This window comes from Mucilaginibacter dorajii (assembly GCF_024808255.1).
GTDB classification, from domain to species: Bacteria; Bacteroidota; Bacteroidia; order Sphingobacteriales; family Sphingobacteriaceae; genus Mucilaginibacter; species Mucilaginibacter dorajii.
Genome location: NZ_JANTYS010000008.1, coordinates 112,346 through 137,377 on the forward strand (window position 1 = coordinate 112,346; position 25,032 = coordinate 137,377).

Genomic DNA, 25,032 nt, shown 5'->3' on the forward strand with positions numbered 1-25,032 from the left:
CAAAAGAAACCGGCCATTCTTATTTATGCTATTCAAAAAGCTCCCCCTTCAGGGGGCTGGGGGGCTTACCTCCAGGCCTTATACAAATTGATCAAACCATTGGTTGATGAATCATGGCTGCTGATCTCGGCATCATCTTTCAATTCGGGAAGAATTTTGCCGGCTAATTGCTTGCCTAATTCAACACCCCATTGGTCAAAGCTGTAAATGTTCCAGATAATGCCTTGTACAAATATCTTGTGTTCATACATGGCTATTAATGAGCCCAGGCTGTGCGGGGTGATCTTTTTAAGCAGGAATGAGTTTGTGGGGCGGTTGCCTTCAAATACTTTGAAAGGAGCGATTGCCTCAATTTCGGCATCGGTTTTACCGGCGGCTTTAAGCTCTTCAATAACAACCTCTTCGGTTTTGCCGTTCATCAAAGCTTCTGTTTGGGCAAAAAAGTTTGATAACAACATGTTATGATGTTCGCCAAGCGGATTGTGTGATTGCGCCGGAGCGATAAAATCGCAAGGGATCAGTTTGGTTCCCTGGTGAATCAATTGGTAAAAAGCGTGCTGACCGTTGGTGCCAGGCTCGCCCCAAATGATTGGGCCTGTTGAGTAGTCAACATGTTTACCATTGCGGTCAACATGTTTACCGTTACTTTCCATATCGCCTTGCTGAAAATAGGCAGCGAAACGGTGCATGTACTGGTCGTACGGTAAAATGGCGTTGGTTTCGGCTTCAAAGAAGTTGTTGTACCAAATGCCGATCAAGGCCAAAGTAACCGGGATATTCTGCTCAAATTCGGCAGTACGGAAATGCTCATCAGTTGCATGGGCGCCTTCTAACAGTTCAACAAAATTATCAAAGCCAATGCTCAAGGCGATTGATAAGCCAATAGCGCTCCATAAAGAGTAACGGCCGCCAACCCAATCCCAAAACTCAAACATGTTTTTGGTATCAATGCCAAATTTTTCGACAGCGGCGGCATTGGTTGATAGCGCTGCAAAATGCTTGGCCACATCAGCTTCGGTAGCACCGGCAGCTAAAAACCAGTCGCGCGCGCTGTGGGCATTGCCCATAGTTTCCTGGGTGGTAAATGTTTTTGAAGCGATGAGGAACAAGGTTGTTTCCGGATCAACTGCTTTCAGGGTTTCAACTATGTGGGTACCATCCACGTTGCTTACAAAGTGAAGGGTTAAATGATTTTTATAAGCTTTAAGTGCTTCGGTAACCATTACCGGGCCAAGGTCAGAACCACCGATGCCAATGTTAACCACATCGGTAATAGGTTTGCCGGTATAACCTTTCCATGCACCCGATATAATAGCCTCGCTAAAAGCTTTCATCTGGTCAAGCACTTTGTTTACATCGGGCATTATATCTTTACCATCAACCAAAATTGGTTTGTTGCTGCGGTTACGCAAGGCAATGTGCAACACCGGGCGGCCTTCGGTAACGTTGATTTTTTCGCCGGCAAACATGGCCTCTATTGCCTTATTTACTGAACATTCCTTAGCCAATTGTATCAATAAAGCTATAGTCTCATCGTCAATGCGGTTTTTGGAGTAATCCAGCAGGATCTCTTCAAACTGAATGGAGAATTTATTAAATCGTTGATCATCAGCATCAAATAATTCTTTCAGACTTTTTGATACAATATCAATGTAGTGGTCGGCTAAATATTTATAGCTCTGCGTGGTGGTAAAATCCGTATTTGGCAGCATAGTTGATGTGTTTTTAAGCAAAAGTAACAAGTTAATTGTTAGGCAGATATTAAATGTAAAACTAAGTAATCTTAGTGTTGTAATAACACGGTTTACATAGTGTTTGTTTTACACCTGAAAATTACGATAATATTAAAAAAAATTGACAAATGTTTTGATATTTCAAATGATTATTTAATATCTTTGTATTATTGATAGTCAAATGAGTGATTTATCATCAATTTGTAAATTTTAATTTTTAACTATTTACTACAATGTTTGGAAAACTGTTTTTGCTTGTAAAAAATAACGCCGGGACGGCAGTTATTAACAACCCACTGATTGCTGCAAAACACCATGAAGCAGTAATGATCGAAGCTTCAAGTTCTATAATCGAGGTTTTAAAAGGCCAGATGGAGAATGGTAAGTTGAAAGACTTAGTTAAATATTTTAAGTCGTCGGGTGTTTACAATCAATCATTGGTATCAAGCATGGTAAACAGGTTTGCCAACAGGCTTAACACATTTTATGATGTGGATGCTACTGCTGCGTTTGCTACCGCGAAATCGCTTATCCCACAGGTAATGGCCGAACTGGTTAAAGCTTCAAAGAGCGAAGAGATCAAAGAATTTAAGTTAATTAATATGCTTACCAAGCTTAACGGTAACCGTGCAGATTTGAGTTTGCTGGTTGACCGTGCTATGGTTGCTTAATATAAGATACATTTTACCTATAAAACGGGCCTGCAGGTTGATAAAACAATTTGCAGGCCTTTTTTATTTATGCCGATAATACATTTGCCTATATTTGCCGCATGACTAAAGAACAAGTTCAGGATTTAAGGGACAGAGCAGCGTCCCTGAGGAGGCATCTTTGACATTGATAAGAAGCTTGAGCTGCTAAAAGAAGAGCAGGAAATAACCATTGGTCCGCATTTTTGGGACCACCCTAAAGAAGCCGAAAAGGTACTGGCATCCATCAAAGTAAAAAAAGTATGGACAGATGAGTTTCAAAAACTGATGGCCATTATTGAGGATACCGGTGTGTTATTTGAATTTTACCAGGCCGGCGACGCCACCGAGGCCGAAATGCTGGAGCAATATAACCTTACTATAAAGGCTGTAGAAGAGCTTGAGTTTAAAAACATGCTCTCGGCCGAAGAAGACCAGTTTCATGCCGTGCTGCAGATCACAGCCGGCGCAGGCGGCACCGAAAGCTGCGATTGGGCAGGCATGCTCATGCGTATGTACATTATGTGGGGCGAAAAGAACGGCTATAAAGTTACCGAGCAGGATTACCAGCCGGGTGACGTGGCCGGTGTAAAAACCGTAACCCTGCAACTGGAAGGTGATTTTGCCTACGGCTATTTAAAAGGCGAAAATGGTGTACACCGCCTGGTGCGTGTATCGCCGTTTGATGCCAACGCCAAACGCCATACTTCGTTTGCATCGGTATATGTTTATCCCTTGGTTGATGATACCATCGAGATTGATATTAATCCTGCCGATATCGAGTTTGAAACCTTCCGCTCTGGCGGTGCAGGCGGCCAAAACGTGAACAAGGTAGAAACCGCGGTACGTTTATACCACAAACCATCGGGCATCGTTATTAAAAACCAGGAGTCGCGTTCGCAGTTACAGAATAAGGATAACGCTATCCGCTTACTGAAATCGCAGCTATATGAGGCCGAGATGCGCAAACGATTGGAAATTACCAATACCATTGAAGGCAACAAAAAGAAAATAGAGTGGGGCTCACAGATCCGCAACTATGTACTGCATCCATATAAACTGGTGAAAGATTTACGTACCGATCATGAAACCTCAAATGCCGCAGCCGTGCTTGATGGTGAGCTTAACGAGTTCCTGAAGGCTTACCTGATGGAATTTGGTGGGCCTAAAAGTTAAAGAATAAGGCAATAATAATGATATTGTTATAGCGATGGGTATTAACCCATCGCTATTTTTTTGCCAGATACCGCCAAATTCTAAATCCCCATTACCAAATACTCAATGTACGTTGTTCGGCACCGGCTGTAAATACATTTTTGTGATGTGATAATTAAATCATAAACTTAAACACACATCATGAAAAAAGGAATTTTAGTATTAATTGGGTGGTTAACGCTCGGTATGGGTAACGTTTTTAAAGCACAGGCACAGCAGGGTGATGAACCACCTTTTGGGCATGTTGTACAGGGAGATAATATTGGTTTTTTAGATGATCAGCTTTGGTTCGGACAAAAAGAAATTCAAAAATATAAAGACAACCGCTTTGCCAAAAAAACACTTTTTCTGGCTGTAAAACTTAACCCCAACCTTAAGTACTTTTTTGGTAACCGGGTATATTCTATTTCGAAACAATACCAAAGCTACATTATTGCCGATAGTACAGATGCCGAATTAATGGCCCTGGGTATTACTAAAGAAAATGTAAACGACTACCGTTATCATGTTGTTGAAAACGATAGCGTAGAGGTTGTGCCATGGACCAAACCCCGGCTTGAAAAAAAATATGGTGCCAAATATCCTTATGGTTTTATGGGTAAGTTTAACAGGCCCGGTAAACAACTCCTGGTGGAGGTTGTAAATATTCACGATTATAATATAAGAGATGGGGTAATATTTGACTGGCGGGTGAATTTTAAACCCCAGGTGGGCGGAATATTCATTGGAGTAAAAAAGACCGGCGAACGTATTGATATTACCAACTCAAAAGCGGGAAAAGGTTATGTAAAAAAGTTTGATCCTAAAACAGGGATGCCCCTGGATTTGAAATTTTTTGCAGATAGTTTATATGGTTTCGACGTTACTTTTATGCACCACGAAACCTATGCTTATGCTGCTTACCTGGTTAAGGAAATAGGCGGCAAAAAGGATACTACATTAATAAATGACAAAATACTTGATAATTATATAACGGTTACGCCGGATATGTTTAAAAGCCCCGGCAGGTACAAGGTTATTATTTGGAGTTTTGGCAAACGCGGAGGGGATAGCCAGTCAATAAAAATACCCTTTGAAGTTTTAACTCCGCCCGATAAAAAGGCAGCCATTACCATCAAACAAGCCTTGCCTTACATCATAGCAACACTCACGGGTGTTGTTTTGCTGTTTGGAGGGTATTACAGGCGTAACCAGGTAAAACTATTACGTGCAGCACAGGAAAAGCAAACCGCGGGCTTAAAACTGCAGTCAATAAGAGCACAACTTAACCCGCACTTTATGTTCAATGCCTTAACATCTATCCAAAACCTGGTAAACAAAAATGATATCGCGGGTGCCAATCATTATTTATCCAAATTTGCTGAACTAACCCGGCAGGTACTGGATACCGGTAACGAGGAGTTGCTAAGCCTGGAGCAGGAGATAAACATTTTAGATGATTACCTGCAAATGGAGCAGCTACGCTTTGGCTTTGAATTTAAAATAACTGTTGATAGCACCATAAATAGCGCGAATGCCGAAATTCCGGCCATGTTGTTGCAGCCCTTTGCCGAAAATGCTGTTAAACACGGTGTGGCCATATTGAAAGAAAATGGTAAAATTGATATTGCTATTACCCGACAGGAAAAAGACCTGTTATTCTGCATTACCGATAACGGTAAATGGATAGATAAAAGTAACGATGAGGTAGTGAGTGGGTACGGTTTAAAATTGAGTGAAGAGCGTATCGCTTTATTGAACCAGCTGTACAAAGGGCAGCCGGTAACCTTAACTATAACTAAACAGCCTGTTACTGTGGTTTGCATTCGTTTATCAAACTGGATTTAATTTTATATGCCGATGATTAAAAGCATTATTGTTGACGATGAGCTGAATAATATTGAAAACCTGCAGAATATTATCAAAGTTAACTGTCCAGATGTTATGGTTGTAGCAACGGCGTCGAACGCGGCGGATGCTGTAATTGCTATAAACACGCATAAGCCCGATTTGGTGTTTTTAGATATCCAGATGCCGGGTCAATCGGGCTTTGAAGTGTTGAAGGCCTTTGACAAAGTTGATTTTGAGGTGATATTTATCACCGCTTATGATAAATACGGCATACAGGCCATCAAGTTTTCGGCCTTAGATTATTTATTGAAACCGATAGATATTGCTGAGTTTAAACTGGCCATTGAAAAGGGAAAGCAAAAGATAGGTAGTCGTAAACAAAATTATAATATCGAAAACCTGCTGGCTTATATCAAATCCGGTCAAAATGAAATACCCAAAATAGCGTTACCTACTCTTACCGAAATAATGTATGTGAAGGTTAGCGATGTTGTGCGTTGCGAAGCCAGCAACAACTACACGCTTTTTTACCTGCAAAACAAGGAGCAGGTATTAGTTTGTAAAACGCTTAAAGAATTTGCGGATTTGTTAAAGCCTCACCAGTTTGTCCGCACCCATCAATCGCACCTGGTTAACCAGGCTTTTATAAAAAGCTATTTAAAAGAGGATGGGGGCACGCTGCTGCTCAATGATCAAACTAAAATACCTATTTCGCGCCAAAACAGGGATATGGTAAAAGAAACGCTCAATAAAAGTTTAGGGTAAAAATAGGTTAGGGCGAAGTATTACTTAATACTTCCTTTTATAACGCAGATATTGAACTTAACAAGATTTAACATTCTTCGTTCGATAGATCTGACACCATTCTTTTAACTTTATAGTATTAATTTAATTTGAATAGATAGAGATTTATCGTTTCAGTTGACAATAAAATGATTAATAAAAAGCTTATTATTTTATTCTTGATTGGTGTTGTAAGGCTGAGTCCGTTATTTGCTCAAAATATCCAAATCCAAAAGGGAATATTGTTTAAGAACGGGACTAATTTGAGGATTGGAAGCGTTATCGTTTTGAATAAAAGAACTTCGACACAGGTACGTTCGAATATTTATGGCGTTTTTAGTATTTCTTCGAAAGCTGGTGATACATTGCAGTTCAAAAGTGATAATTATCAGACGACTGAATTTATAGTTCAAGATTTTACAGACAAAGTTGTATTTATGACTCCAATAATTCAACTCAACGAAGTTGTAATTAAGGAAAATTCATTGAAAAGCGATATTAAAGAAGTACAAAGAGGTTATAGAGAAAAAAGTGTATTTTATACCGGCACGCCACATTACTATTATCTTTTTTTAAAGCCGATGACCTTTATTTACGAAAATTTTAAAAGTGAAGTTATTGATGCGCGCCGGTTTAATAGATATGCACGTAAAGAATTAGCCGCAAGCAAAGTTTCCGCGCGATTTAATGATGAAAGTATAAAAAAAGTTATTCCTATACCGGATAATCAGCTTGAAAGCTTTGAATTAGAATATATGCCAACGCTGAAACAAATTGACACAATGAATGATTATGATCTTGTCATCTACATAAAAATTTCATACGAAGATTTTAAAAAGAATAAAATTCCCAATACTTTTAATCTTTATTAATTCCGAATAAAAGTCTAATAAATTATATGGATGGCTTTATTGTTTGTTGTAAATCCTACCCAGTGGCAATTCTTTAAGATAAATAAGCTCATCCTACAAATACCTGTGTTTTCCATCGGGCAATTCTGTAACCAATCCCCGATCTGTTTGAGCGGGCAGGTGTAAGTGCCAAATTCATTAAACTCCTGATGCTGCCATCTTTTCCCCGAGATAAAGCCGGGGATCTTATCTTTGTGCATATCAAGGCCACAGGCTTTATTTAAATGAGGTATAATGTTTACATCTTCAATTACTTGCTGTTTCATAAATAACCTCTTTTGATTATCTATGAAATACATTTTTGTGAGTACGGATGTTTTTCAATCATAATACTTATGATAAAAAAGCTATAATTGTGCATACCTAATAAATTATGAAAATCATTTTATCAGCCTTTATTTTGACCATTGTAGCAACCATAGCTTACGGGCAGGAAAAATCGATGCCTTTATATCCTAAAGGGATCCCAAACTCAAAGCCAACTCCGGCGACCTATGTTGAAAAAACAGATAAAAGCAACTGGATTACCGGTGTAAGCGTGCCAACGCTTACCGCTTATTTGCCTGAGAAAGGCAAGGCCAACGGTGCAGCTATAGTGGTTTGCCCTGGTGGCGGTTATGCTGGTTTAGCCAATGCTCATGAGGGTATGGCCATTTGCCAGGAGTTTAATAAAATAGGTGTTACCGCATTTTTGTTAAAATACAGGTTGCCAAGCGATGAAATTATGGTGGATAGATCTATCGGTCCGCTACAGGACGCGCAAATGGCTATTTTGACCGTGCGTAAAAACGCCAAAGAATGGGGTGTTGATCCGGCAAGGATCGGCATTATAGGCTTTTCGGCAGGTGGCCATTTGGCTTCTACCGAGGGGACGCATTTTGATAAGCCGGTTATCGAAAATAAAGAGAATATCAGTCTTAGACCCGATTTTATGATCCTGTTATACCCGGTGATCAGCTTTGGCGATCAGGCTCACGTAGGGTCGCGCGAAAACCTGGTAGGCAAAACACCATCTGCAGCGCAGGTTGCCCAGTACTCAAACGAAAACCAGATTACTGCCAACACCCCGCCCACATTTTTGGTGCATGCCGAAGATGATAACGTGGTGCCTGTACAAAATAGCCTGATGTTTTATGACGGCCTACTGAAAAACAAAGTAAAAGCCGAAATGCACCTTTTCCAGGAAGGGGGCCATGGGTTCGGGCTTAACAACTCAAAAAACAAAGGCAAGTGGTTTGATTGGGCCACCAACTGGCTGGATGAGAATGGCTTTTTAAAGGCGAAGTAAAATGGACTTCGATCCCGACAATGAAGTTGTGAAGCTATGCGCCCAAGGTATGATGACAGAGGGCGAGGGGAAGCTTGACGAGGCTCATGAGCTGTTTATGCAAGCCTGGGGAATTGCCAGCAATGATTTCGAACACTTTACTGCTGCACATTATGTGGCGCGCAATCAGCAACAACTTCAGGATAAATTGCATTGGAATGTGGTATCGTTGCAGTATGCCTTAAAAATTGACGACGAGGTGATAGCTTCTTACTTCCCATCATTATATCTCAACTTTGGTAAATCATACGAAGATTTAGGTGAGAATGAACTTGCTCTTAAAAATTACATATATGCAAAGGAAGCCTCACATTATCTTGCTGTTGATGGTTATGGCAATATGATAAACGCAGGTATAGAAGCAGGAATAAAAAGGAATAGTTGATTGTTTGGAAATTGTCGTCCTTCGGTTTGAGCGTTATTCCAATATCCTCAACAATTCATTCAACTCCGCCACCTTTTCTGCCGACCCTAAGTTTTCATAGGCGCTAATGAGGTTACGGATTACGCGTTTAATGATATCTGTATTGGAGCAGGGTTCATAAAACTGTTTATCAAACTTAAGGTTAAGCTGTTTTAAAAAAATATCTACATCCCGGCGGCCAAAAATGATACCCCTGTTAAAAGCATTGATGTAAAAAAGTACGCCTCCTTCAAAGTCGTTTTGAAGGCTTTCGTCAACATAGGCCAGTATAAAATACTTCGGAAGGTTTACGCCATATACCGGAATATCAAGCTTTTGGGCAATGATGGAATATATAATAGCCAATGAAATTTGGTTACCCTTTTTTGTTTCCAGTACCTGGCTCAAAAAGCTGTTCTGCGGATCAAGATGGTTTGAGGTATTGCCCCTGAAACCGTAGATATGGTAAAATACGTGGTTGATCTCTTTAATCTGCTCCTTGGGACTACCCTGGTTCATCATCTGGATCCAGATATCCCGTTTAATGGCCTCAATCTGGTTAATCACTTTTTGCTCGTCAAGATCCGGGTATTGATAACGGTTAATGATCAGGATACCCTGTAGCAGGTCGAACGACCCGCTCTGAACCCATAACTTAAGGTCGTCCTTTAAAGCACCGAATTGAATTTCATGTACCAGGTTGGCAATACGTTCTTGTTGTATGGCATCAAAAGCCTGTTCAAAAGCATTTTCAAGATAAGTGATAACTTCAATGCCGTAGCCCAACAGTTTATCGTGAACGTGTTCATAGATGCCGGCATCGGGGTCGTCAAGCAAGCGGATCAAAGAGTTTACTTCTGTTGGATTTATCATACGCTGTAATGCTAAAATACTAAACTTTTTTACTTTTGTGGCGATGGCAAGTTTCACATTTGTGCAAGATTATTTGCGGCACCGCCTTACAGCGAATAACCGGCACGGGATCCACTCTCCGTTTGTTTACCAACTGATAGATACCGTAATTTATAATTACCACAACCAAAAAGCGTACCATGAGATAGCAATTGAGCTTAGCGGGCAGAACATAGCTACGGAAAGAAAATTGCCGGTTAAAGTATTAAAACTCATTTACCGGTTAACAAAACATTTTAACCCATCATCAATTGTTGAAGTAGGAGAGGGGGGGAGAACATCGCATTATTTGCAAAAAGCAGTACCCCTGGCAAAAATAGATAACGTTAATGATGCGGAGTTAAAAGGCGGATTAACTACCTGCGCAGACATGGTTATTTTCAATAATGATGTTTTAAACCTGCAAGTGTTTGAAACATTGCTTACTGCAGTTTATCCGGATACCATAATGATATTTACCGGCGTTCATAACAATACAGATGCCAAACGGGTTTGGGACCAGGTTAAGGCGCATCCGCGGGTTACGTTAACTATCGATCTTTTTTGGATAGGGCTGGTATTTTTTAAATTGGGCAGGGCCGAAAAAGAGCATTTTAAAATAAAGTACTGAAGTTTAGCAATAGTATAACTTAATTAGGAAAAGATCATGATTAATGAACCTGAGAAGCCCGGATTTTGGGAGTTGAGCTTTATTGAAAAGAAGGAAATGTGGGGTTTTGAGCCGGCGAAATCCGCAGTACTGACAAAGGACTTTTTTGTTGAAAAAGCAGTGAAAAATATGCTCATTCCCGGAATTGGTTACGGTCGCAACGCGCAGGTTTTCAAGGATAACGGAATAGCTGTAACGGGCATCGAGATATCAAAAACCGCTATTGAGATGGCCTGGAAGTATTATGGAACAGATATGATCATCTTTCATGGTTCTGTGACCGATATGCCCTTTGATAATCACCAATATGATGGGATATTTTGTTACGCGTTAATTCATTTGCTGAGTGAAAGTGAGCGGGAAAAACTTATCCGGGACTGCTATGATCAACTAACAGAAAACGGGTATATGGTTTTTACAGCCATCTCTAAAGAAGCCCCCACCTATGGTAAAGGTAAATTTGTTAGCACAGACAGATATGAAATATTCGATGGCGTTAAGATGTTCTTTTACGATAAAGAGTCGATTAAAGCAGAGTTTAGCAAAGCCGGATTATTTGAAATCACAGAAATTACCGAAAATTATCCGTTCTTTTTAATTACATGTAAAAAGGGTGGTAAGTAAAAAAATAGCACCTGAACATAGGCTATCAACCATAACCTATGAACTAATTAAAACGCTTGCCCCAGTGCCAGATAGAATCCGCTTTGCCTGCTCTCCCCCGGATTTTTTTGGCCAATACCATAATCAGCACGAATGCTCAGGCCTTTTTCAATATCAAAGAAGTAGCGTGCGCCGCCACCATAATTTGGTTTTAACTCAGCCCAGCTAAAGCTTTTGTTAAATACCTCGCCGGTACCAACAAATCCAACAAGGCCCCACCTTGGGCTTAGCCGGTAGCGTAATTCGGTTTGGCCAGCCAGCATATTTCTATCGCGATAGCGACCGTTGTAATAGCCCCGCATCATTTCGTCATTACCCAATGCCGGTAACAAATAAAATGGCGACCGGCTGCCTGTAAGACTTTGTTCCTGGATATCAACGCCCAAAACAAACTTCTTGCTCAAAGCAAAAAACTGGGAATATTCTACATTTAAAAAACCGCCACTATAATCAGTTTTGCCATATCCTCGTATTACTTCAAAAGAGCTGGTGATTATTGCGCCTTTTGTAGTGTACGTATTATTATTCCGACTATCAAAAGTTACGCTTGGGCCAACATAAATATTACTACCACCACCATGGTTTTCAACCCTTTTGTCGGTGTAAAAGATAGTTTTGTAAGATGTTTGTGGTATGTGAAACCGCTGGGCTCCAGATACAAAGCCCACATAAAGTTCATCGGTTAGTTTTTTTTCGGCACCCAGGTAAAATTTTAGCCGTTGCTGATCAATTTGAGTAACATCGGCGCTACGGGTATCGTTGCCAATGCCATAAAAACTAAAGGGGAAGTTATAATAGCTTATGCCAGCGGCAAAGTGATAGCTGTTACCAGGAGTCCAATAGTTGGTATTGATGCTAAACTTGCTTTGACCTTTTGTGGCAACTGTTGCATAGCCAAATATGCTTGATACACGGGTATCACTCTTAACCGAATCGGTATAAAATGAATATAAACCGGCGCCTCCAACTTCCAGGCCTGTTTCGGGGGCAGAACTGATTGCGGGTAATACAACAAAGCTGCTTTTTTTTGTACTATCTGCCTTATTAAAAAACATTTTGCGGATAAACTTTGGCAGTACATGCGTTTGAGCCTGGCTGGTTTGCACGCAAAAAACAAATAATAATATGGTTACAAATATCTTCATAAAGAATAGGGCGCTAATATAGGCTCATTTTTACTTCGGTATCTACGCAGTTTAATGTATTTTGATTTAAAAAATCATAATTAAGTAAAATGCCTACTTTTGCACCTGAAATTTATTGACACACTATGAGCATCACAAGAGGACCTATTTCGCAGTTTATTGAAAGAAATTACCTGCATTTTAACTCAGCAGCACTAATGGATGCTGCCAAAGGATATGAGACCCACCTTGATGAAGGCGGTAAAATGATGGTTACCCTGGCCGGAGCCATGAGCACCGCCGAGTTAGGAATTTCACTGGCCGAGATGATTCGGCAGGATAAAATAGCTATAATTTCATGCACCGGGGCAAATCTTGAAGAAGATATCATGAACCTGGTAGCGCACTCTCATTACAAAAGAGTACCCAACTACCGCGATTTAAGTCCGCAGGAAGAATGGGATTTGTTAGAGAATCACTACAACCGTGTTACCGATACCTGTATCCCCGAAGAAGAAGCCTTCCGCAGGTTACAAAAGCACATTCATAAAATATGGAAAGATGCTGATAATAGCGGTGAGCGTTATTTTCCGCATGAATACATGTACAAAATATTGCTGAGCGGCGAGTTGGAGCAATACTATGAGATAGACCCTAAAAACTCATGGATGCTGGCCGCGGCCGAGAAGAACCTGCCTATCGTAGTACCGGGATGGGAAGACTCAACTATGGGCAACATTTTTGCATCATACATTATCAAAGGCGAGTTAAAAGCCTCAACAATGAAAAGCGGCATTGAATATATGGCCTGGCTTGCAGACTGGTATACCAAAAATTCATCGGGCAAGGGCATAGGCTTTTTCCAGATAGGTGGTGGTATAGCAGGCGACTTCCCGATATGCGTTGTGCCAATGCTTTACCAGGATATGGAAATGCACGATGTACCATTCTGGAGCTATTTCTGCCAGATCTCGGATTCAACAACATCTTACGGCTCATACTCGGGCGCGGTGCCAAATGAGAAGATCACCTGGGGCAAACTTGACATTCATACCCCTAAATTTATAGTGGAGAGTGATGCTACTATTGTTGCGCCATTAATATTTGCCTGGATTTTAAAACAATAAAGAAATTTTATAATTGCTTACAATGATTAAACCCTTTTAAATTTTGCTAAATGTTATAATATGCCATTAGCGTATTTTAAAGGGGGTTTTTGATTTATTTAGAACGATTATAAATTATAGGTTACTGTCATTTATGTGTCAGCGATAGTGTAATAAATTTTACTTTTGTGGCTGTAAAACACAGATGCGGCACACATCTTTACAGCAGAATAAAACATTAATATAAAAATTATTTAGCATAAATACACTTTATGAGAAGTTTCTCATTGATTTTTAAACAATTCTCAAGGTCGGTTCTGCTGATTGTTGGGTTTGCTTTTTGGGGTTTTTCTGCCGCTTACGCGCAAACAGACGCGGCAAAGGGCGAGGCCATTTTCAAATCCAAATGTACAGCCTGTCATAAAATCGACCAGGTTTTAACCGGCCCGGCGCTTGGCCCGCAACTTACTGAAGAAACAGATGATAAATACCTTATCAAATGGATTCAGAACAACCAGGCCCTTATAGCAGCTAAAAATCCTAAAGCCCTTGCCATTTTCAACAAGTTTGAGCAAAAAGGCATGACCACCTTTACAGATCTTTCTGATGGCGATGTAGGTAACGTAATTACTTTTATCCGTGCTGATTGGGCAAGGATTCAAAAGGAAAAAACACAACCACCTGCCGGTGGTGCTGTTGCCGAAGAAAAAGGCCCGAGCGAACTGGTTGTTTGGGGCTTAGTTGGTATCATTGTTATTGCATTTATTGTAATACTGGTATTAAACAAGGTAGTTGGTACTTTAGAGCGCCTGGTATCTAAAAACAAAGACCTGGTAATTGAAGAAGAGCCCGTTGTTGCTGAAGCTGATAAAAACGTACTGCTTAAAAAGATCCTTAAGAATAAAAAATTAGTATTCTTTATACTTGTTTGCGGTACCATCGCGATGGGCAGCTGGGGATGGGTTACTTTGTGGAACACCAACGTACACACAGGTTACCAACCGGTACAGCCTATTAAATACTCACATGAGTTACATGCCGGTACCATGAAAATTGATTGCCAGTACTGTCACTCTGGTGCATACAAATCAAAAAACGCGTCTATCCCTTCATTAAACGTGTGTATGAACTGCCACAAGGTTGTTAAAACCGAGTCGCCTGAAATTCATAAAATTTACGACGCTTTGGGTTACGATCCAAAAACTCAGAAATACGATAGCACTGCAGCTAAACCTATTCAATGGGTTAGGGTACATAACCTGCCAGATTTGGCTTACTTTAACCACTCACAGCACGTGAAGGTTGCAGGTATCAAATGCCAGGCTTGTCATGGTCCGGTACAAACCATGAAAGAGGTTTACCAGTACTCACCGCTTACTATGAAATGGTGTATCCAGTGCCACAAACGTACCGAAGTTAACGGTAAAGGCAACGCTTATTACGATAGCATACTTGCTGCTCACGATAAGATCAAGAAGGGTGAGAAAGTTACTGCCGCTGTTTTAGGTGGTATCGAGTGCGGCAAATGCCACTATTAATCAATAAGAATTTAGCATTACAGTTTATATAGCTTAAATGGACAGCAATAAAAAATACTGGAAAGGTTTAGAAGAACTAAACAGAACACCAGAATTTGTTGAGAAAAATAAAAACGAGTTTGCAGAGCCTATCCCTATCGAGGATTTGTTAAGCGGATCAGGCTTATCGGCTCCAACTCCCCGCCGCGACTTTTTAAAGGCGCTTGGTTTTGGTGTTGGTGCGGTTACACTGGCTGCTTGTCAAAAGGTACCTGTACATAAATCAATCCCTTACCTTATAAAACCTGAGGAAGTTACACCTGGTGTAGCCAACTACTATTCTTCAACTTATGAAGGACAGGCTATATTGGTAAAAACACGTGAAGGCCGCCCTATTAAAGTAGAAGGTAACCCTAACGATGTTTTCGCCAAAGGTGGTTTAAGCGCGCAAGGCCAGGCTTCGGTTTTAGATCTGTATGATGCAAACCGCACCCAAGATCCTAAAATTGATGGTGGTGACGCGGCATGGCCAGAAGTTGATGCCTTTGTTTTGAGGGAGCTTGCAGCTGTTGCAGCTTCTGGAAAAGCCATCCGCATTGTAACTTCAACAATCAACAGCCCATCTACTTTAGCTGTTATTGCCGAGTTTACTGCAAAATACCCAACTACAAAACACATCAATTACGAGGCAATATCTTATACAGGTATCATCCAGGCTAATCAAAACAGCTTTGGTAAAGCCGTATTGCCACACTACAATTTTGATAAAGCCGACGTTATTGTAAGCTTCGGGGCCGATTTCCTGGGTACCTGGATCTCCCCTGAAGAATTTACCCGTCAGTACGTATCAAACCGTAACAGCAAATCACTGGCAAGCAAAAAGATGTCTCGCCATATTCAGTTTGAAACTGGTATGAGCATGACAGGTACCAACGCAGATAACCGTTACCCGGTAAAACCATCTGAAGAAGGTATCGCTTTATTAAGCTTATATAACGCTATTGCCGGTACAAGCCTTGCCGGTTCAAAAAAAGTATCTAATAAAGCAGTTGATAACGCCATCACCCTTGCCGCAACAGAATTAAAAGCTGCCAAAGGCAAAGCATTGGTAGTTGCAGGTTCAAATGATGTTGCTACACAAACTTTGGTAAACGCCATCAACTCATTACTGGGTAGCTATGGCAACACCATCGATCTGGATAACCCATCAAAACAATACGCCGGTAACGACCAGGATTTTGCTGCATTTGTTAGCGAGCTGGCTGCTGGTGCAGTTGGCGCGGTATTATTCCTTAACGCTAATCCTGCTTACGATTACTTTAAAGCAAAAGAATTTACAGACGCGCTTAAAAAAGTACGTTTAAAAATATCATTCTCAGATCATGCTGATGAAACCTCATTACTATCAAATGTAGTGGCGCCAAATCATCATTATTTAGAGTCATGGGGCGATGCTAACGCTACCGAAGGTTATTACACTGTTGTACAGCCAACCATCAACCCGGTTTACAACACCCGCCAGGCCGAGCAAAGCTTATTGATCTGGGCCGAAAGCACAACTAAAGATTACTACACTTTTGTACGCAATACCTGGAATACCAGCTTATTGGCAAAAGGTGGTTTATCTGGTCAAAAAGGCTGGGAAGAGTTATTGCAAAAAGGTATGATCAAAACTGCTCCTGTAGCAGCCGGTAGCTATACCTTTAGCCACGACTTAAATGCAGTAGCACAAACTATTGTTGACCACGGCAACAGCCTGGTATCTGGTGATAACTTCGAATTACAGGTTTATCAGTCAGTAGGTATGGGCGATGGCAAGCGTGCTAACAACCCATGGTTACAGGAAATGCCAGATCCGGTATCTAAAGTTACCTGGGATAACTACGCGGCTATGTCAATTGCCGACATTAAAAAGCTTAAATACGAAGAAGGCGACGTAATTAAAATTGAAGCCAACGGTTACACTGTTGAGCTGCCTGTGTTAGCACAGCCAGGTCAGGCACAGGGTACTATCTCTATCGCTGTTGGTTATGGCCGCACAAGCGCTGGTTTGGTAGGTAACAACGTAGGTAAAAACGCATATCCTTTCTATAGTTACCGTAACGGTACTTTACAAACTACGGCTTCTATCAGCAAGTTTGGTAAAACCGGCATGATATCTACCCTGGCGCAAACACAAACCCACCACTCATATGAGGGTAGGAGCGTTATCCGCGAGGCTTCATTTACCGAATACAAAAAGAACCCTGCAGCCGGTAGCGGTAAAGAGGGCGAACACAAAGATTATAACAAAGAAAGCCTTTGGGACGATCATGACCGCCCTGTTTATGACTGGGTTATGGCTATCGACCTTAATGCATGTACAGGTTGCGGCGCTTGTATCGTAGCTTGTAGTGCAGAAAATAACATTCCTGTTGTAGGTAAAGACGAAGTTAAACGTCGTCGTGAAATGCACTGGATCCGTATTGACCGTTATTACAGCTATAACGATCATGGTAACAGCGAAGAAGCGGTAACCAAAGAAGATGCTATCGCTAAATTGGATAACTTCGATAACGTATCGGTTGTTCACCAGCCAATGCTTTGCCAGCACTGTGATCACGCACCTTGCGAAACAGTTTGCCCGGTATTAGCAACAGTACACTCATCAGAAGGTTTAAACCAAATGGCTTATAACCGTTGCGTAGGTACACGTTATTGCGCAAACAACTGCCCTTATAAAGTACGTCGCTTTAACTGGTTTAACTATTGGAACGATTCTCGTTTTGATAACTACCTGAATAATGAGCATACACAATTAGTATTAAACCCGGATGTTACCACACGTTTCCGTGGTGTAATGGAAAAATGCTCCATGTGTGTTCAACGTATCCAGGCTGGTAAACTGCAGGCTAAAATTGAAAAACGCCCGCTTAAAGATGGCGAAGTTAAAATGGCTTGTCAGCAAACATGTTCGGCTAACGCTATCGTTTTCGGTAACAAAAACGATCCTAACTCCGAAGTTTCAAAAGCGTTGGCAAGCGAAAGAACTTACTACGTGCTTGAAGAGTTAAACGTGCAACCAGGTATCGGTTACCAGGTTAAGGTTAGGAATTTATCAGAAACAGAGGCTTAAAATTTTTGTATACAGATATTAAAATATATGTCATCTCATAGTGAATCAATAATAAGGGAACCGTTAATTACGGGTAAAAACATCACCTACAGTCAGATTACTGACGATGTGTTACGCCCCGTAGAGAATATGCCGGGTAAAGCCTGGTGGATCGGTTTTAGTGTGGCTTCGTTAGGCGCTATGCTTTGGGTAGTAGCCATCAGCTATACATTCTGGTTTGGATTAGGTGAATGGGGATTAAATAAAACAGTAGGATGGGCCTGGGATATTACAGGTTTCGTATGGTGGGTAGGTATCGGTCACGCCGGTACGCTGATCTCGGCGGTATTGTTGTTGTTCCGTCAAAACTGGCGTAACTCCATCAACAGGTCGGCTGAAGCGATGACCATCTTCGCGGTAATTTGCGCGGCTACTTACATCGCCGCTCACATGGGCCGCCCATGGATGGCCGCATTTTGTTTGCCTTTACCTAACCAATACGGCTCACTTTGGGTTAACTGGAACTCTCCGTTAATCTGGGACGTATTCGCGATTTCAACTTACTTCTCGGTTTCATTGGTATTCTGGTATACTGGTTTATTACCGGATATCGCTACCATCCGCGACCGTGCTACTGGCTTACGCCGTCGTATCTATTCGGTAATGTCATTCGGTTGGACAGGTTCTGTTAAAACCTGGCAGCGTTTCGAGACCGTGTCATTGATTTTGGCAGGTATCTCAACCCCACTGGTACTTTCGGTACACACCATTGTATCAATGGACTTTGCAACATCGCTTGAACCGGGATGGCACACCACCATCTTCCCTCCATACTTCGTTGCGGGTGCTATCTTCTCTGGTTTCGCCATGGTGCAAACCTTGTTGCTGGTAACACGTAAAGTATTAGGTTTAGAAAATTACATCACCATGTTCCACATCGAATCCATGAACAAGATCATCTTGGTAACAGGTTCAATTGTAGGTGTGGCGTATATCACCGAGTTCTTTATCGCTTACTACTCTGGCGGCGAATATGAGCAGTACACATTCTTAAACAGGTTTATCGGTCCGTACTGGTGGGCAGGTTGTATGATGTATGGCTGTAACGTATTGATGACCCAGTTAATGTGGTCAAAAAAGATCCGCACCAACATCGCTATCTCATGGGTACTATCTATAGTAGTAAACATTGGTATGTGGTTTGAGCGTTTCGTGATCATCGTAGTATCATTACACCGCGATTATATTCCATCAAGCTGGGCTATGTTTTATCCAACCTGGGTAGATGTTAGCGTATTCATCGGCTCAATTGGTATCTTCTTCACCATGTTCCTGCTGTTCTTAAGAGTATTACCAGCAGTGGCAATGGCCGAAGTGAAATTGATCCTGAAATCGTCAAGTGACCAGGCTAAACGTAAATTAATCGCCGAAGGGCACCTGGATGAATCACATGTTGATTTCTACAAGAAATCATTGATCAAGTTTGATAGTGTTGAACAATCTGATTACGAAAAAGTATAATTAACAAATGAGCAGCACCAAATATATATTAGGCGTTTTTGATGATCCCGATGATCTGATGCATGGGATTGATAAATTACAAAAAAACAGCGTATCTATTTACGACGTTTACTCGCCTTGCCCTATTCACGGCATCGATGCTAAATTAGGCATCAAAGATTCACGTCTTGGTTATGCAGCCTTCATGTTTGGCTGTTTAGGCGGATCGATCATGTTTTCGATGGTTTATTACATGCTTACGCATGATTGGCCTATAAACATTGGCGGTAAAAACTTTTTCCCCATCCCTAACTTTGTACCGGTTACTTTTGAGTGGACGGTATTATGGACGGCCTTTGGTATGACATTTACTTTCTTTTTTGCCACACACCTTTTCCCGGGCCGTGCGCCAAGGGTAATGGACCTGCGTGCCACTAATGATAAATTTATACTTGCCATTGATGCACGCATAAACGGCGCACATGATGATATCACCAATTTGTTAAAAGAAGCAGGAGCTGTTGAAGTGAAGCATAACGAAAGAAAATATGTTAGCTATGAATAAATTTAGAATATTAGGTACAATAGTTATCGCTATCGCTGCTTCGATAGCCGTAACATCGTGCAAGGATAAAAGAAGCACGGGTTGGGAATATGCTCCTAACATGTACGAGCATACTGCTTATGATCCTGATCAAAAGAACCCTAACTTTAAGGATGGTAAAACCGCGCAGGTACCACCCGCCGGAACTATCCCGGTAGGCTTTACCAAGTTTGATTATCCTAATACCAAGGATGGTTATGAACTGGCGAGTGTTGAGGTTAAAACTGTACTGGCACAAACCCAGGCAAACTATAAAGACGGAAAAATTTTGTTTGAGCATTTTTGCTCTCCCTGCCACGGCCTTAAAGGTTTAGGCGATGGTGAAGTGGTAAAACATGGCTTTCCGCCTCCACCGTCATATTCAAGTGGCCAATCATCACGTGGTGGTGCCATGAAAGATTTAACAGACGGTAAAATTTATCATACTATTACTTACGGCGTAAACGCCATGGGGTCATATGCTTCACAGCTTAACCCTGAAGAGCGCTGGAAAGTGATCATGTATGTTCACCATTTACAAACTTTATAAGATTAGATTGAATGAGCACTCATAATAGTTTTGACGAGCACTTTGAATTTACCGGCAAGGCAAAAACTTACAGCCTGGTTGGTATAGCAATAGGTATCATTACCATACTTGCTGGTTTTGTAACCAATCATAGTCTACAAACATTTGCTAACTTATTGTTAATGGGTTACTACTTTACCTGTGTTTGTATGGCTGGCGTATTTTTCTGCGCATTACAGTACGTTTCCCAGGCAGGTTGGTCGGCATCGTTGCTGCGCGTACCACAAGCTTTTGCTAAAACATTGCCTTTAGCCGCGGTGATATTAATAATAATCATCATAGCCGGTTTATCATTAACCCATCCACAGGATATTGAAGGCAAATCGGTAGTTGCTCCTTACCTTTATAAATTGTGGGCCGTTAATGGCGTTACCGTTAAAGGCAATGAAAATTTCAACGCGGTTATTGCCGGAAAAGCGGGGTATTTGAACAGGCCTTTCTTTTTAGCACGTATTATTGGATTTTTAGGAGCCTATTCAATTTTTGGATGGTTACTTAATAAATATTCACAAACTGAAGACGAATTAGGTGGTGTATTTTATTACAGCAAAAGCTTTACTATCTCAGCAGCGTTTTTGGTAATATTTGGTTTTACTACTCCTTTGTTTGCTTTCGACGTGATCATGTCATTAGAGGCACACTGGTTTTCAACCATGTTTGGCTGGTATAATTTTGCGGCCATGTGGGTAAGTACCTTATCTATCATTACCCTTACCATTATTTGGTTAAGAAGCCAGGGTTATATGCAATGGATCACTCAAAATCACTTGCACAGCCTTGGTCAGTTAATGTTTGGTTTCTCTATCTTCTGGACCTATACCTGGTTTGCTCAGTTCCTGTTGGTGTATTACGCCAATATTCCTGAAGAGGCTGTTTATTTCCTGAAAAGGTGGGAGCCTGAATTTAAACCATGGTTCTGGTTAAATATCGTGATTAACTTTTTAGCCCCGCTTTTGATCATCATGGCGCGTGATTCAAAACGTAGCACAAAAGTACTGGCATGGACTTGCGGTTTGTTGATTGTTGGACACTGGCTTGATTATTTTGTAATGATAATGCCCGGCACCGTAGGCCCTCAGGCTGAGTGGTGGATGGAAATTGGTCCTCTTGAAATTGGTATTTTCCTTGGCTTTGCCGGTCTGTTTGTTTTCACCACGATGACAGCATTAAGCAGCTTCAAGTCAACGATACCTAAAAAACATCCATTCCTGGAGGAGAGCTTACATCATCAGATATAATAATTGTTATTTTTGCATCAAATACAGAATACCAAACAAACATTAAAATGGCATTCAAAAAATTAATAAATTCTAAATTCATACTATCGTTCTTCGCTGCGTTTATGCTTCTTGGCACAAACCTGCTGATGGCGCAAACTGCGGCTGCAGCGGCCGGAACCGGCGATGAAGCCCCACAGGTTGACTGGACCGGTGTAGCGTATTATGTGCTGCTATTTTTCCTGGTATGCCTTGGTGTTGCTGTAATAGGTAAAATTTTAAAGATCTATGATCTTAGCTTAAAAATTCAGGGTAAAAAAGGCCTTAAGTGGAATAACGTAATGGGCGTAATTTGCCTTGTGTTCCTATTGGCAGGCCTATATGGTGCTTACTGGTCGTTTACCGTTCAAGGAAGCATGACCTTGCCAGAAGCGGCGTCTATACACGGTGTAAAGGTCGACGAAATGTTTACTGTTACTACGGTATTAACCATGTTCGTTTTCTTCGTTACCCAGATCCTGTTGTTTGGCTTTTTGTTTCAATACCGTCACTCTGATAAACGTCGTGCGCACTTCTTGCCGCATGATAATACCATCGAAAAGATCTGGACTATTGTACCTGCTATTGTATTAACTGTGCTGGTAGTGTTCGGTTTCTTTACCTGGCAATCAATTATGGATACCCACCAGGTAAAAGGCGATTTGAATGTTGATATCACCGGCCACCAGTTTGCATGGGAATTACGTTACCCGGGTAAAGACGGTAAATTGGGCCCTAAAAACTTTAAACTGGTTACCGGTAGCAACAAATTAGGAGTTGATTTTAAAAAGAAAAGCAGCTTTGATGACCTTTCTGCCGATACCATGTACCTGCCGGTTAACAAACCTGTTAGGTTAAACATTGAGGCTCAGGATGTGATCCATAGCGTTTACATGCCACACTTCAGGGTGCAGCTTAACGCGGTACCGGGATTACCCACCGTGTTTAGATTTACCCCAACTATTACAACCGCAAAAATGCGGACCGATTTGAACGACCCTACATTTGAGTACTTAGTGTACTGTAACAAAATATGCGGCGGCGGTCACTATAACATGCAAAAAATTGTACGTGTAGTTTCTGAGGCCGAATACCAGACCTGGTTATCTCATCAAAAACCTTATTTAAGCGATGCTTTAAAAAAGGAATTGCATTTCGCCGATGCGGAATCGCCAAAAACTGTGTCTCAAAATAGGTTAGCGTTAAATAATTAATATAAGATAAAGAGCGATATGTCAACATTAGCAGTTCACGACCACGGAGTAGCACATCACGACGAACACGGTCACGAACATCATAAAGAAACTTTCGTGTCTAAATACATATTTAGCATGGATCATAAAATGATCGCCAAGCAATTCCTGATCACAGGTATTACTATGGCGGTTATCGCAATGATATTATCAATACTTTTCAGGATCCAATTGGCTTATCCTGATAAGACTTTCCCGTTATTGACTACTTTATTAGGTCACTTTGCACCTAATGGCCGTATCAGTACTGAGTTTTACCTGTCGCTGGTGACCATTCACGGTACCATCATGGTATTCTTTGTGTTAACAGCTGGCTTGAGCGGTACTTTTGCCAACTTATTGATCCCATTGCAGATTGGTGCACGTGATATGGCTTCGCCATTCATGAACATGCTATCGTACTGGTTCTTCTTTATGGCCAGTGTGGTTATGTTGTCATCATTCTTTGTTCAAAAAGGCCCTGCAAGCGGTGGCTGGACAATTTACCCGCCGTTATCTGCATTGCCAAAAGCAATGCCAGGCTCTGGCGAGGGTATGACCTTGTGGTTAATCAGTATGGTTATGTTTGTGGCATCGTCATTAATGGGTGGTATCAACTACGTAAGTACCGTATTAAACATGCGTACAAAAGGTATGGACCTTTGGAAAATGCCTTTAACTATCTGGGCTTTATTTCTTACTGCCATATTAGGTATCCTTGCATTCCCTGTATTAGTTGCAGGTGTTGTATTGCTGATATTTGACCGTAGCTTTGGTACCAGCTTCTATTTATCTGACATTGTATTGAACGGTGTAGCCCAGCCTTATGAAGGTGGTAGCCCAATCCTGTTCCAGCACTTATTCTGGTTCTTAGGTCACCCCGAAGTATATATCGTAATTATGCCTGCGATGGGTATCTCATCGGAGGTTATGTCTGTAAACTCACGTAAACCAATCTTTGGTTACCACGCGATGGTTTACTCACTTATCGGTATCACCGTGTTATCATTCATTGTATGGGGTCACCATATGTTTGTAACCGGTATGAACCCATTCCTTGGTGGTGTGTTCATGATCACTACGCTGATCATCGCGGTACCATCTGCGGTAAAAACATTTAACTGGCTGGCTACATTATGGCGTGGTAACATCAGGTTTACACCTGCTATGTTATTTGCTATAGGCATGGTGTCATTCTTTATCTCTGGTGGTTTAACAGGTATTTTCCTGGGTAACGCCGCTTTGGATATCAACCTGCACGATACTTACTTTGTGGTAGCTCACTTCCACCTGGTAATGGGTTCGGCAGCTATATTTGGTATGCTTGCCGGTGTTTACCACTGGTTCCCTAAAATGTTTGGTAAACTGATGGACGAGAAATTAGGTTACCTGCACTTCTGGTTAACTTTCATCGGTGCTTACCTGGTATTCTTCCCAATGCACTTTATGGGTCTGGATGGTGTTCCTCGTCGTTACTACGCGTTTACCGAGTTTGCTTCAATGCAAAAATGGTTAACCATTAACACCTTTATTACTTGGGCCGCTATCATGGCAGCTTTAGCGCAAGTTGCTTTCTTGTACAATTTCATCACATCGATATTTGCAGGCAAAAAAACCACGCAAAATCCATGGGAGTCAAATACCCTGGAGTGGACAACTCCTGTAGAGCATTTACATGGTAACTGGCCAGGCGAAATCCCTACCGTTTACCGTTGGCCATATGATTACAGCAAGCCAGGTGCCGAAGAGGATTTTATCCCGCAGACAGTACCTTTCTCTCAAACCATGAGCTCTAACTTACCTCATGACTTTGAAGATAATCCTGCCGGTTTAGAAGCGTTGAATAAATTCAATACTACGCTGAAAGCTGAAGAAAAAGTAAAATAATTTTTAATTTGAGAATTTGAAAATTTGAG

22 protein-coding genes are annotated in these 25,032 nt (G+C 41.3%); 18 read left to right on the forward strand and 4 right to left on the reverse strand.

The genetic code is table 11. The annotated features are described in order from the left end of the window. Nucleotides 1–65: 65 nt before the first annotated feature. Nucleotides 66–1,712: a glucose-6-phosphate isomerase gene (gene pgi / locus FHS10_RS12740; protein WP_259091187.1), complete on the reverse strand. Its 1,647-nt coding sequence runs from the start codon at nt 1,710–1,712 to the stop codon at nt 66–68. A gap of 254 nt (nt 1,713–1,966) precedes the next feature. On the opposite strand from pgi, the gene FHS10_RS12745 reads away from it, so the two are divergent. From FHS10_RS12745 to FHS10_RS12765, 5 genes are all read left to right on the forward strand, one after another. After that, a complete protein-coding gene (locus tag FHS10_RS12745) occupies nt 1,967–2,404 on the forward strand; it encodes a hypothetical protein (RefSeq protein ID WP_259091189.1) in 438 nt (145 codons plus the stop codon). Between the two features lie 101 nt (nt 2,405–2,505). Continuing rightward, nucleotides 2,506–3,598, forward strand: a protein-coding gene (prfB, locus tag FHS10_RS12750) for a peptide chain release factor 2 (protein WP_259091190.1) whose coding sequence is annotated in 2 segments (ribosomal slippage) — nt 2,506–2,565 and nt 2,567–3,598 — 1,092 coding nt in all. Because the reading frame shifts where the segments join, the coding sequence is not laid out codon by codon here. Nucleotides 3,599–3,778: 180 nt separating this feature from the next. Next, on the forward strand, nt 3,779–5,464 hold the full coding sequence (locus FHS10_RS12755) for a sensor histidine kinase (protein WP_259091192.1): 1,686 nt from the start codon (nt 3,779–3,781) through the stop codon (nt 5,462–5,464). 12 nt (nt 5,465–5,476) lie between these two features. Further along, nucleotides 5,477–6,232 carry a LytR/AlgR family response regulator transcription factor gene (locus tag FHS10_RS12760; RefSeq protein WP_259091193.1) on the forward strand — a complete coding sequence of 252 codons (756 nt, stop codon included), beginning with the start codon at nt 5,477–5,479 and terminating at the stop codon, nt 6,230–6,232. Between the two features lie 167 nt (nt 6,233–6,399). Then, entirely contained in the window at nt 6,400–7,122 is a 723-nt protein-coding gene (locus FHS10_RS12765; RefSeq protein ID WP_259091195.1) for a hypothetical protein, read from the forward strand. A 14-nt stretch (nt 7,123–7,136) separates the two neighbouring features. Here FHS10_RS12765 and FHS10_RS12770 read toward each other — a convergent pair whose 3' ends face one another. Beyond that, entirely contained in the window at nt 7,137–7,427 is a 291-nt protein-coding gene (locus tag FHS10_RS12770) for a hypothetical protein (RefSeq protein ID WP_259091201.1), read from the reverse strand. A gap of 107 nt (nt 7,428–7,534) precedes the next feature. Here FHS10_RS12770 and FHS10_RS12775 point away from each other — a divergent pair, with 107 nt between their 5' ends. Both FHS10_RS12775 and FHS10_RS12780 read left to right on the forward strand, forming a co-directional pair. Beyond that, the gene (locus FHS10_RS12775) at nt 7,535–8,449 is read left to right on the forward strand and encodes an alpha/beta hydrolase (protein WP_259091206.1); all 915 of its coding nucleotides are present in this window, start codon (nt 7,535–7,537) and stop codon (nt 8,447–8,449) included. Nucleotide 8,450: 1 nt separating this feature from the next. Then, nucleotides 8,451–8,873 carry a hypothetical protein gene (locus FHS10_RS12780; RefSeq protein ID WP_259091208.1) on the forward strand — a complete coding sequence of 141 codons (423 nt, stop codon included), beginning with the start codon at nt 8,451–8,453 and terminating at the stop codon, nt 8,871–8,873. 33 nt (nt 8,874–8,906) lie between these two features. Here the strand turns inward: FHS10_RS12780 and FHS10_RS12785 are convergent, their stop codons facing one another. Next, nucleotides 8,907–9,764 carry a transglutaminase family protein gene (locus tag FHS10_RS12785; RefSeq protein ID WP_259091209.1) on the reverse strand — a complete coding sequence of 286 codons (858 nt, stop codon included), beginning with the start codon at nt 9,762–9,764 and terminating at the stop codon, nt 8,907–8,909. A 43-nt stretch (nt 9,765–9,807) separates the two neighbouring features. Here FHS10_RS12785 and FHS10_RS12790 point away from each other — a divergent pair, with 43 nt between their 5' ends. Both FHS10_RS12790 and FHS10_RS12795 read left to right on the forward strand, forming a co-directional pair. After that, on the forward strand, nt 9,808–10,413 hold the full coding sequence (locus tag FHS10_RS12790; protein WP_259091211.1) for a hypothetical protein: 606 nt from the start codon (nt 9,808–9,810) through the stop codon (nt 10,411–10,413). 36 nt (nt 10,414–10,449) lie between these two features. Beyond that, nucleotides 10,450–11,076 carry a class I SAM-dependent methyltransferase gene (locus FHS10_RS12795; RefSeq protein ID WP_259091212.1) on the forward strand — a complete coding sequence of 209 codons (627 nt, stop codon included), beginning with the start codon at nt 10,450–10,452 and terminating at the stop codon, nt 11,074–11,076. A 47-nt stretch (nt 11,077–11,123) separates the two neighbouring features. Here the strand turns inward: FHS10_RS12795 and FHS10_RS12800 are convergent, their stop codons facing one another. Next, nucleotides 11,124–12,260, reverse strand: a complete 1,137-nt coding sequence (locus tag FHS10_RS12800) for a BamA/TamA family outer membrane protein (RefSeq protein ID WP_259091214.1) — start codon at nt 12,258–12,260, stop codon at nt 11,124–11,126. 125 nt (nt 12,261–12,385) lie between these two features. Between FHS10_RS12800 and FHS10_RS12805 the strand changes: the two genes are divergently transcribed. The 9 genes from FHS10_RS12805 (at nt 12,386) to FHS10_RS12845 (ending at nt 25,003) form a co-directional block, all read left to right on the forward strand. Then, a complete protein-coding gene (locus tag FHS10_RS12805; RefSeq protein WP_090642359.1) occupies nt 12,386–13,366 on the forward strand; it encodes a deoxyhypusine synthase family protein in 981 nt (326 codons plus the stop codon). A 251-nt stretch (nt 13,367–13,617) separates the two neighbouring features. Beyond that, on the forward strand, nt 13,618–14,883 hold the full coding sequence (locus tag FHS10_RS12810) for a c-type cytochrome (RefSeq protein ID WP_259091217.1): 1,266 nt from the start codon (nt 13,618–13,620) through the stop codon (nt 14,881–14,883). A 37-nt stretch (nt 14,884–14,920) separates the two neighbouring features. Beyond that, the gene (locus FHS10_RS12815; RefSeq protein ID WP_259091219.1) at nt 14,921–17,977 is read left to right on the forward strand and encodes a TAT-variant-translocated molybdopterin oxidoreductase; all 3,057 of its coding nucleotides are present in this window, start codon (nt 14,921–14,923) and stop codon (nt 17,975–17,977) included. 27 nt (nt 17,978–18,004) lie between these two features. Continuing rightward, a complete protein-coding gene (nrfD, locus tag FHS10_RS12820) occupies nt 18,005–19,477 on the forward strand; it encodes an NrfD/PsrC family molybdoenzyme membrane anchor subunit (RefSeq protein ID WP_259091221.1) in 1,473 nt (490 codons plus the stop codon). 7 nt (nt 19,478–19,484) lie between these two features. Continuing rightward, the gene (locus FHS10_RS12825) at nt 19,485–20,021 is read left to right on the forward strand and encodes a DUF3341 domain-containing protein (protein WP_259091223.1); all 537 of its coding nucleotides are present in this window, start codon (nt 19,485–19,487) and stop codon (nt 20,019–20,021) included. After that, nucleotides 20,005–20,589: a c-type cytochrome gene (locus FHS10_RS12830; protein WP_259091224.1), complete on the forward strand. Its 585-nt coding sequence runs from the start codon at nt 20,005–20,007 to the stop codon at nt 20,587–20,589. The genes FHS10_RS12825 and FHS10_RS12830 overlap by 17 nt, the downstream gene beginning before the upstream one ends. A gap of 11 nt (nt 20,590–20,600) precedes the next feature. Next, nucleotides 20,601–21,866: a quinol:cytochrome C oxidoreductase gene (locus FHS10_RS12835; RefSeq protein WP_259091226.1), complete on the forward strand. Its 1,266-nt coding sequence runs from the start codon at nt 20,601–20,603 to the stop codon at nt 21,864–21,866. Nucleotides 21,867–21,913: 47 nt separating this feature from the next. Further along, on the forward strand, nt 21,914–23,098 hold the full coding sequence (locus tag FHS10_RS12840) for a cytochrome c oxidase subunit II (protein WP_259091227.1): 1,185 nt from the start codon (nt 21,914–21,916) through the stop codon (nt 23,096–23,098). 18 nt (nt 23,099–23,116) lie between these two features. Further along, on the forward strand, nt 23,117–25,003 hold the full coding sequence (locus FHS10_RS12845; RefSeq protein ID WP_259091229.1) for a cytochrome c oxidase subunit I: 1,887 nt from the start codon (nt 23,117–23,119) through the stop codon (nt 25,001–25,003). The last annotated feature ends 29 nt before the right edge of the window (nt 25,004–25,032 follow it).

Excerpts from the sequence above, each read along its gene's own strand:
- pgi (WP_259091187.1), bottom strand. The coding sequence starts at position 1,712 with ATGCTGCCAAATACGGATTTTACCACCACGCAGAGCTATAAATATTTA.
- FHS10_RS12745 (WP_259091189.1), top strand. The coding sequence starts at position 1,967 with ATGTTTGGAAAACTGTTTTTGCTTGTAAAAAATAACGCCGGGACGGCA.
- FHS10_RS12755 (WP_259091192.1), top strand. The coding sequence starts at position 3,779 with ATGAAAAAAGGAATTTTAGTATTAATTGGGTGGTTAACGCTCGGTATG.
- FHS10_RS12760 (WP_259091193.1), top strand. The coding sequence starts at position 5,477 with ATGATTAAAAGCATTATTGTTGACGATGAGCTGAATAATATTGAAAAC.
- FHS10_RS12765 (WP_259091195.1), top strand. The coding sequence starts at position 6,400 with ATGATTAATAAAAAGCTTATTATTTTATTCTTGATTGGTGTTGTAAGG.
- FHS10_RS12770 (WP_259091201.1), bottom strand. The coding sequence starts at position 7,427 with ATGAAACAGCAAGTAATTGAAGATGTAAACATTATACCTCATTTAAAT.
- FHS10_RS12775 (WP_259091206.1), top strand. The coding sequence starts at position 7,535 with ATGAAAATCATTTTATCAGCCTTTATTTTGACCATTGTAGCAACCATA.
- FHS10_RS12780 (WP_259091208.1), top strand. The coding sequence starts at position 8,451 with ATGGACTTCGATCCCGACAATGAAGTTGTGAAGCTATGCGCCCAAGGT.
- FHS10_RS12785 (WP_259091209.1), bottom strand. The coding sequence starts at position 9,764 with ATGATAAATCCAACAGAAGTAAACTCTTTGATCCGCTTGCTTGACGAC.
- FHS10_RS12790 (WP_259091211.1), top strand. The coding sequence starts at position 9,808 with ATGGCAAGTTTCACATTTGTGCAAGATTATTTGCGGCACCGCCTTACA.
- FHS10_RS12795 (WP_259091212.1), top strand. The coding sequence starts at position 10,450 with ATGATTAATGAACCTGAGAAGCCCGGATTTTGGGAGTTGAGCTTTATT.
- FHS10_RS12800 (WP_259091214.1), bottom strand. The coding sequence starts at position 12,260 with ATGAAGATATTTGTAACCATATTATTATTTGTTTTTTGCGTGCAAACC.
- FHS10_RS12805 (WP_090642359.1), top strand. The coding sequence starts at position 12,386 with ATGAGCATCACAAGAGGACCTATTTCGCAGTTTATTGAAAGAAATTAC.
- FHS10_RS12810 (WP_259091217.1), top strand. The coding sequence starts at position 13,618 with ATGAGAAGTTTCTCATTGATTTTTAAACAATTCTCAAGGTCGGTTCTG.
- FHS10_RS12815 (WP_259091219.1), top strand. The coding sequence starts at position 14,921 with ATGGACAGCAATAAAAAATACTGGAAAGGTTTAGAAGAACTAAACAGA.
- nrfD (WP_259091221.1), top strand. The coding sequence starts at position 18,005 with ATGTCATCTCATAGTGAATCAATAATAAGGGAACCGTTAATTACGGGT.
- FHS10_RS12825 (WP_259091223.1), top strand. The coding sequence starts at position 19,485 with ATGAGCAGCACCAAATATATATTAGGCGTTTTTGATGATCCCGATGAT.
- FHS10_RS12830 (WP_259091224.1), top strand. The coding sequence starts at position 20,005 with ATGTTAGCTATGAATAAATTTAGAATATTAGGTACAATAGTTATCGCT.
- FHS10_RS12835 (WP_259091226.1), top strand. The coding sequence starts at position 20,601 with ATGAGCACTCATAATAGTTTTGACGAGCACTTTGAATTTACCGGCAAG.
- FHS10_RS12840 (WP_259091227.1), top strand. The coding sequence starts at position 21,914 with ATGGCATTCAAAAAATTAATAAATTCTAAATTCATACTATCGTTCTTC.
- FHS10_RS12845 (WP_259091229.1), top strand. The coding sequence starts at position 23,117 with ATGTCAACATTAGCAGTTCACGACCACGGAGTAGCACATCACGACGAA.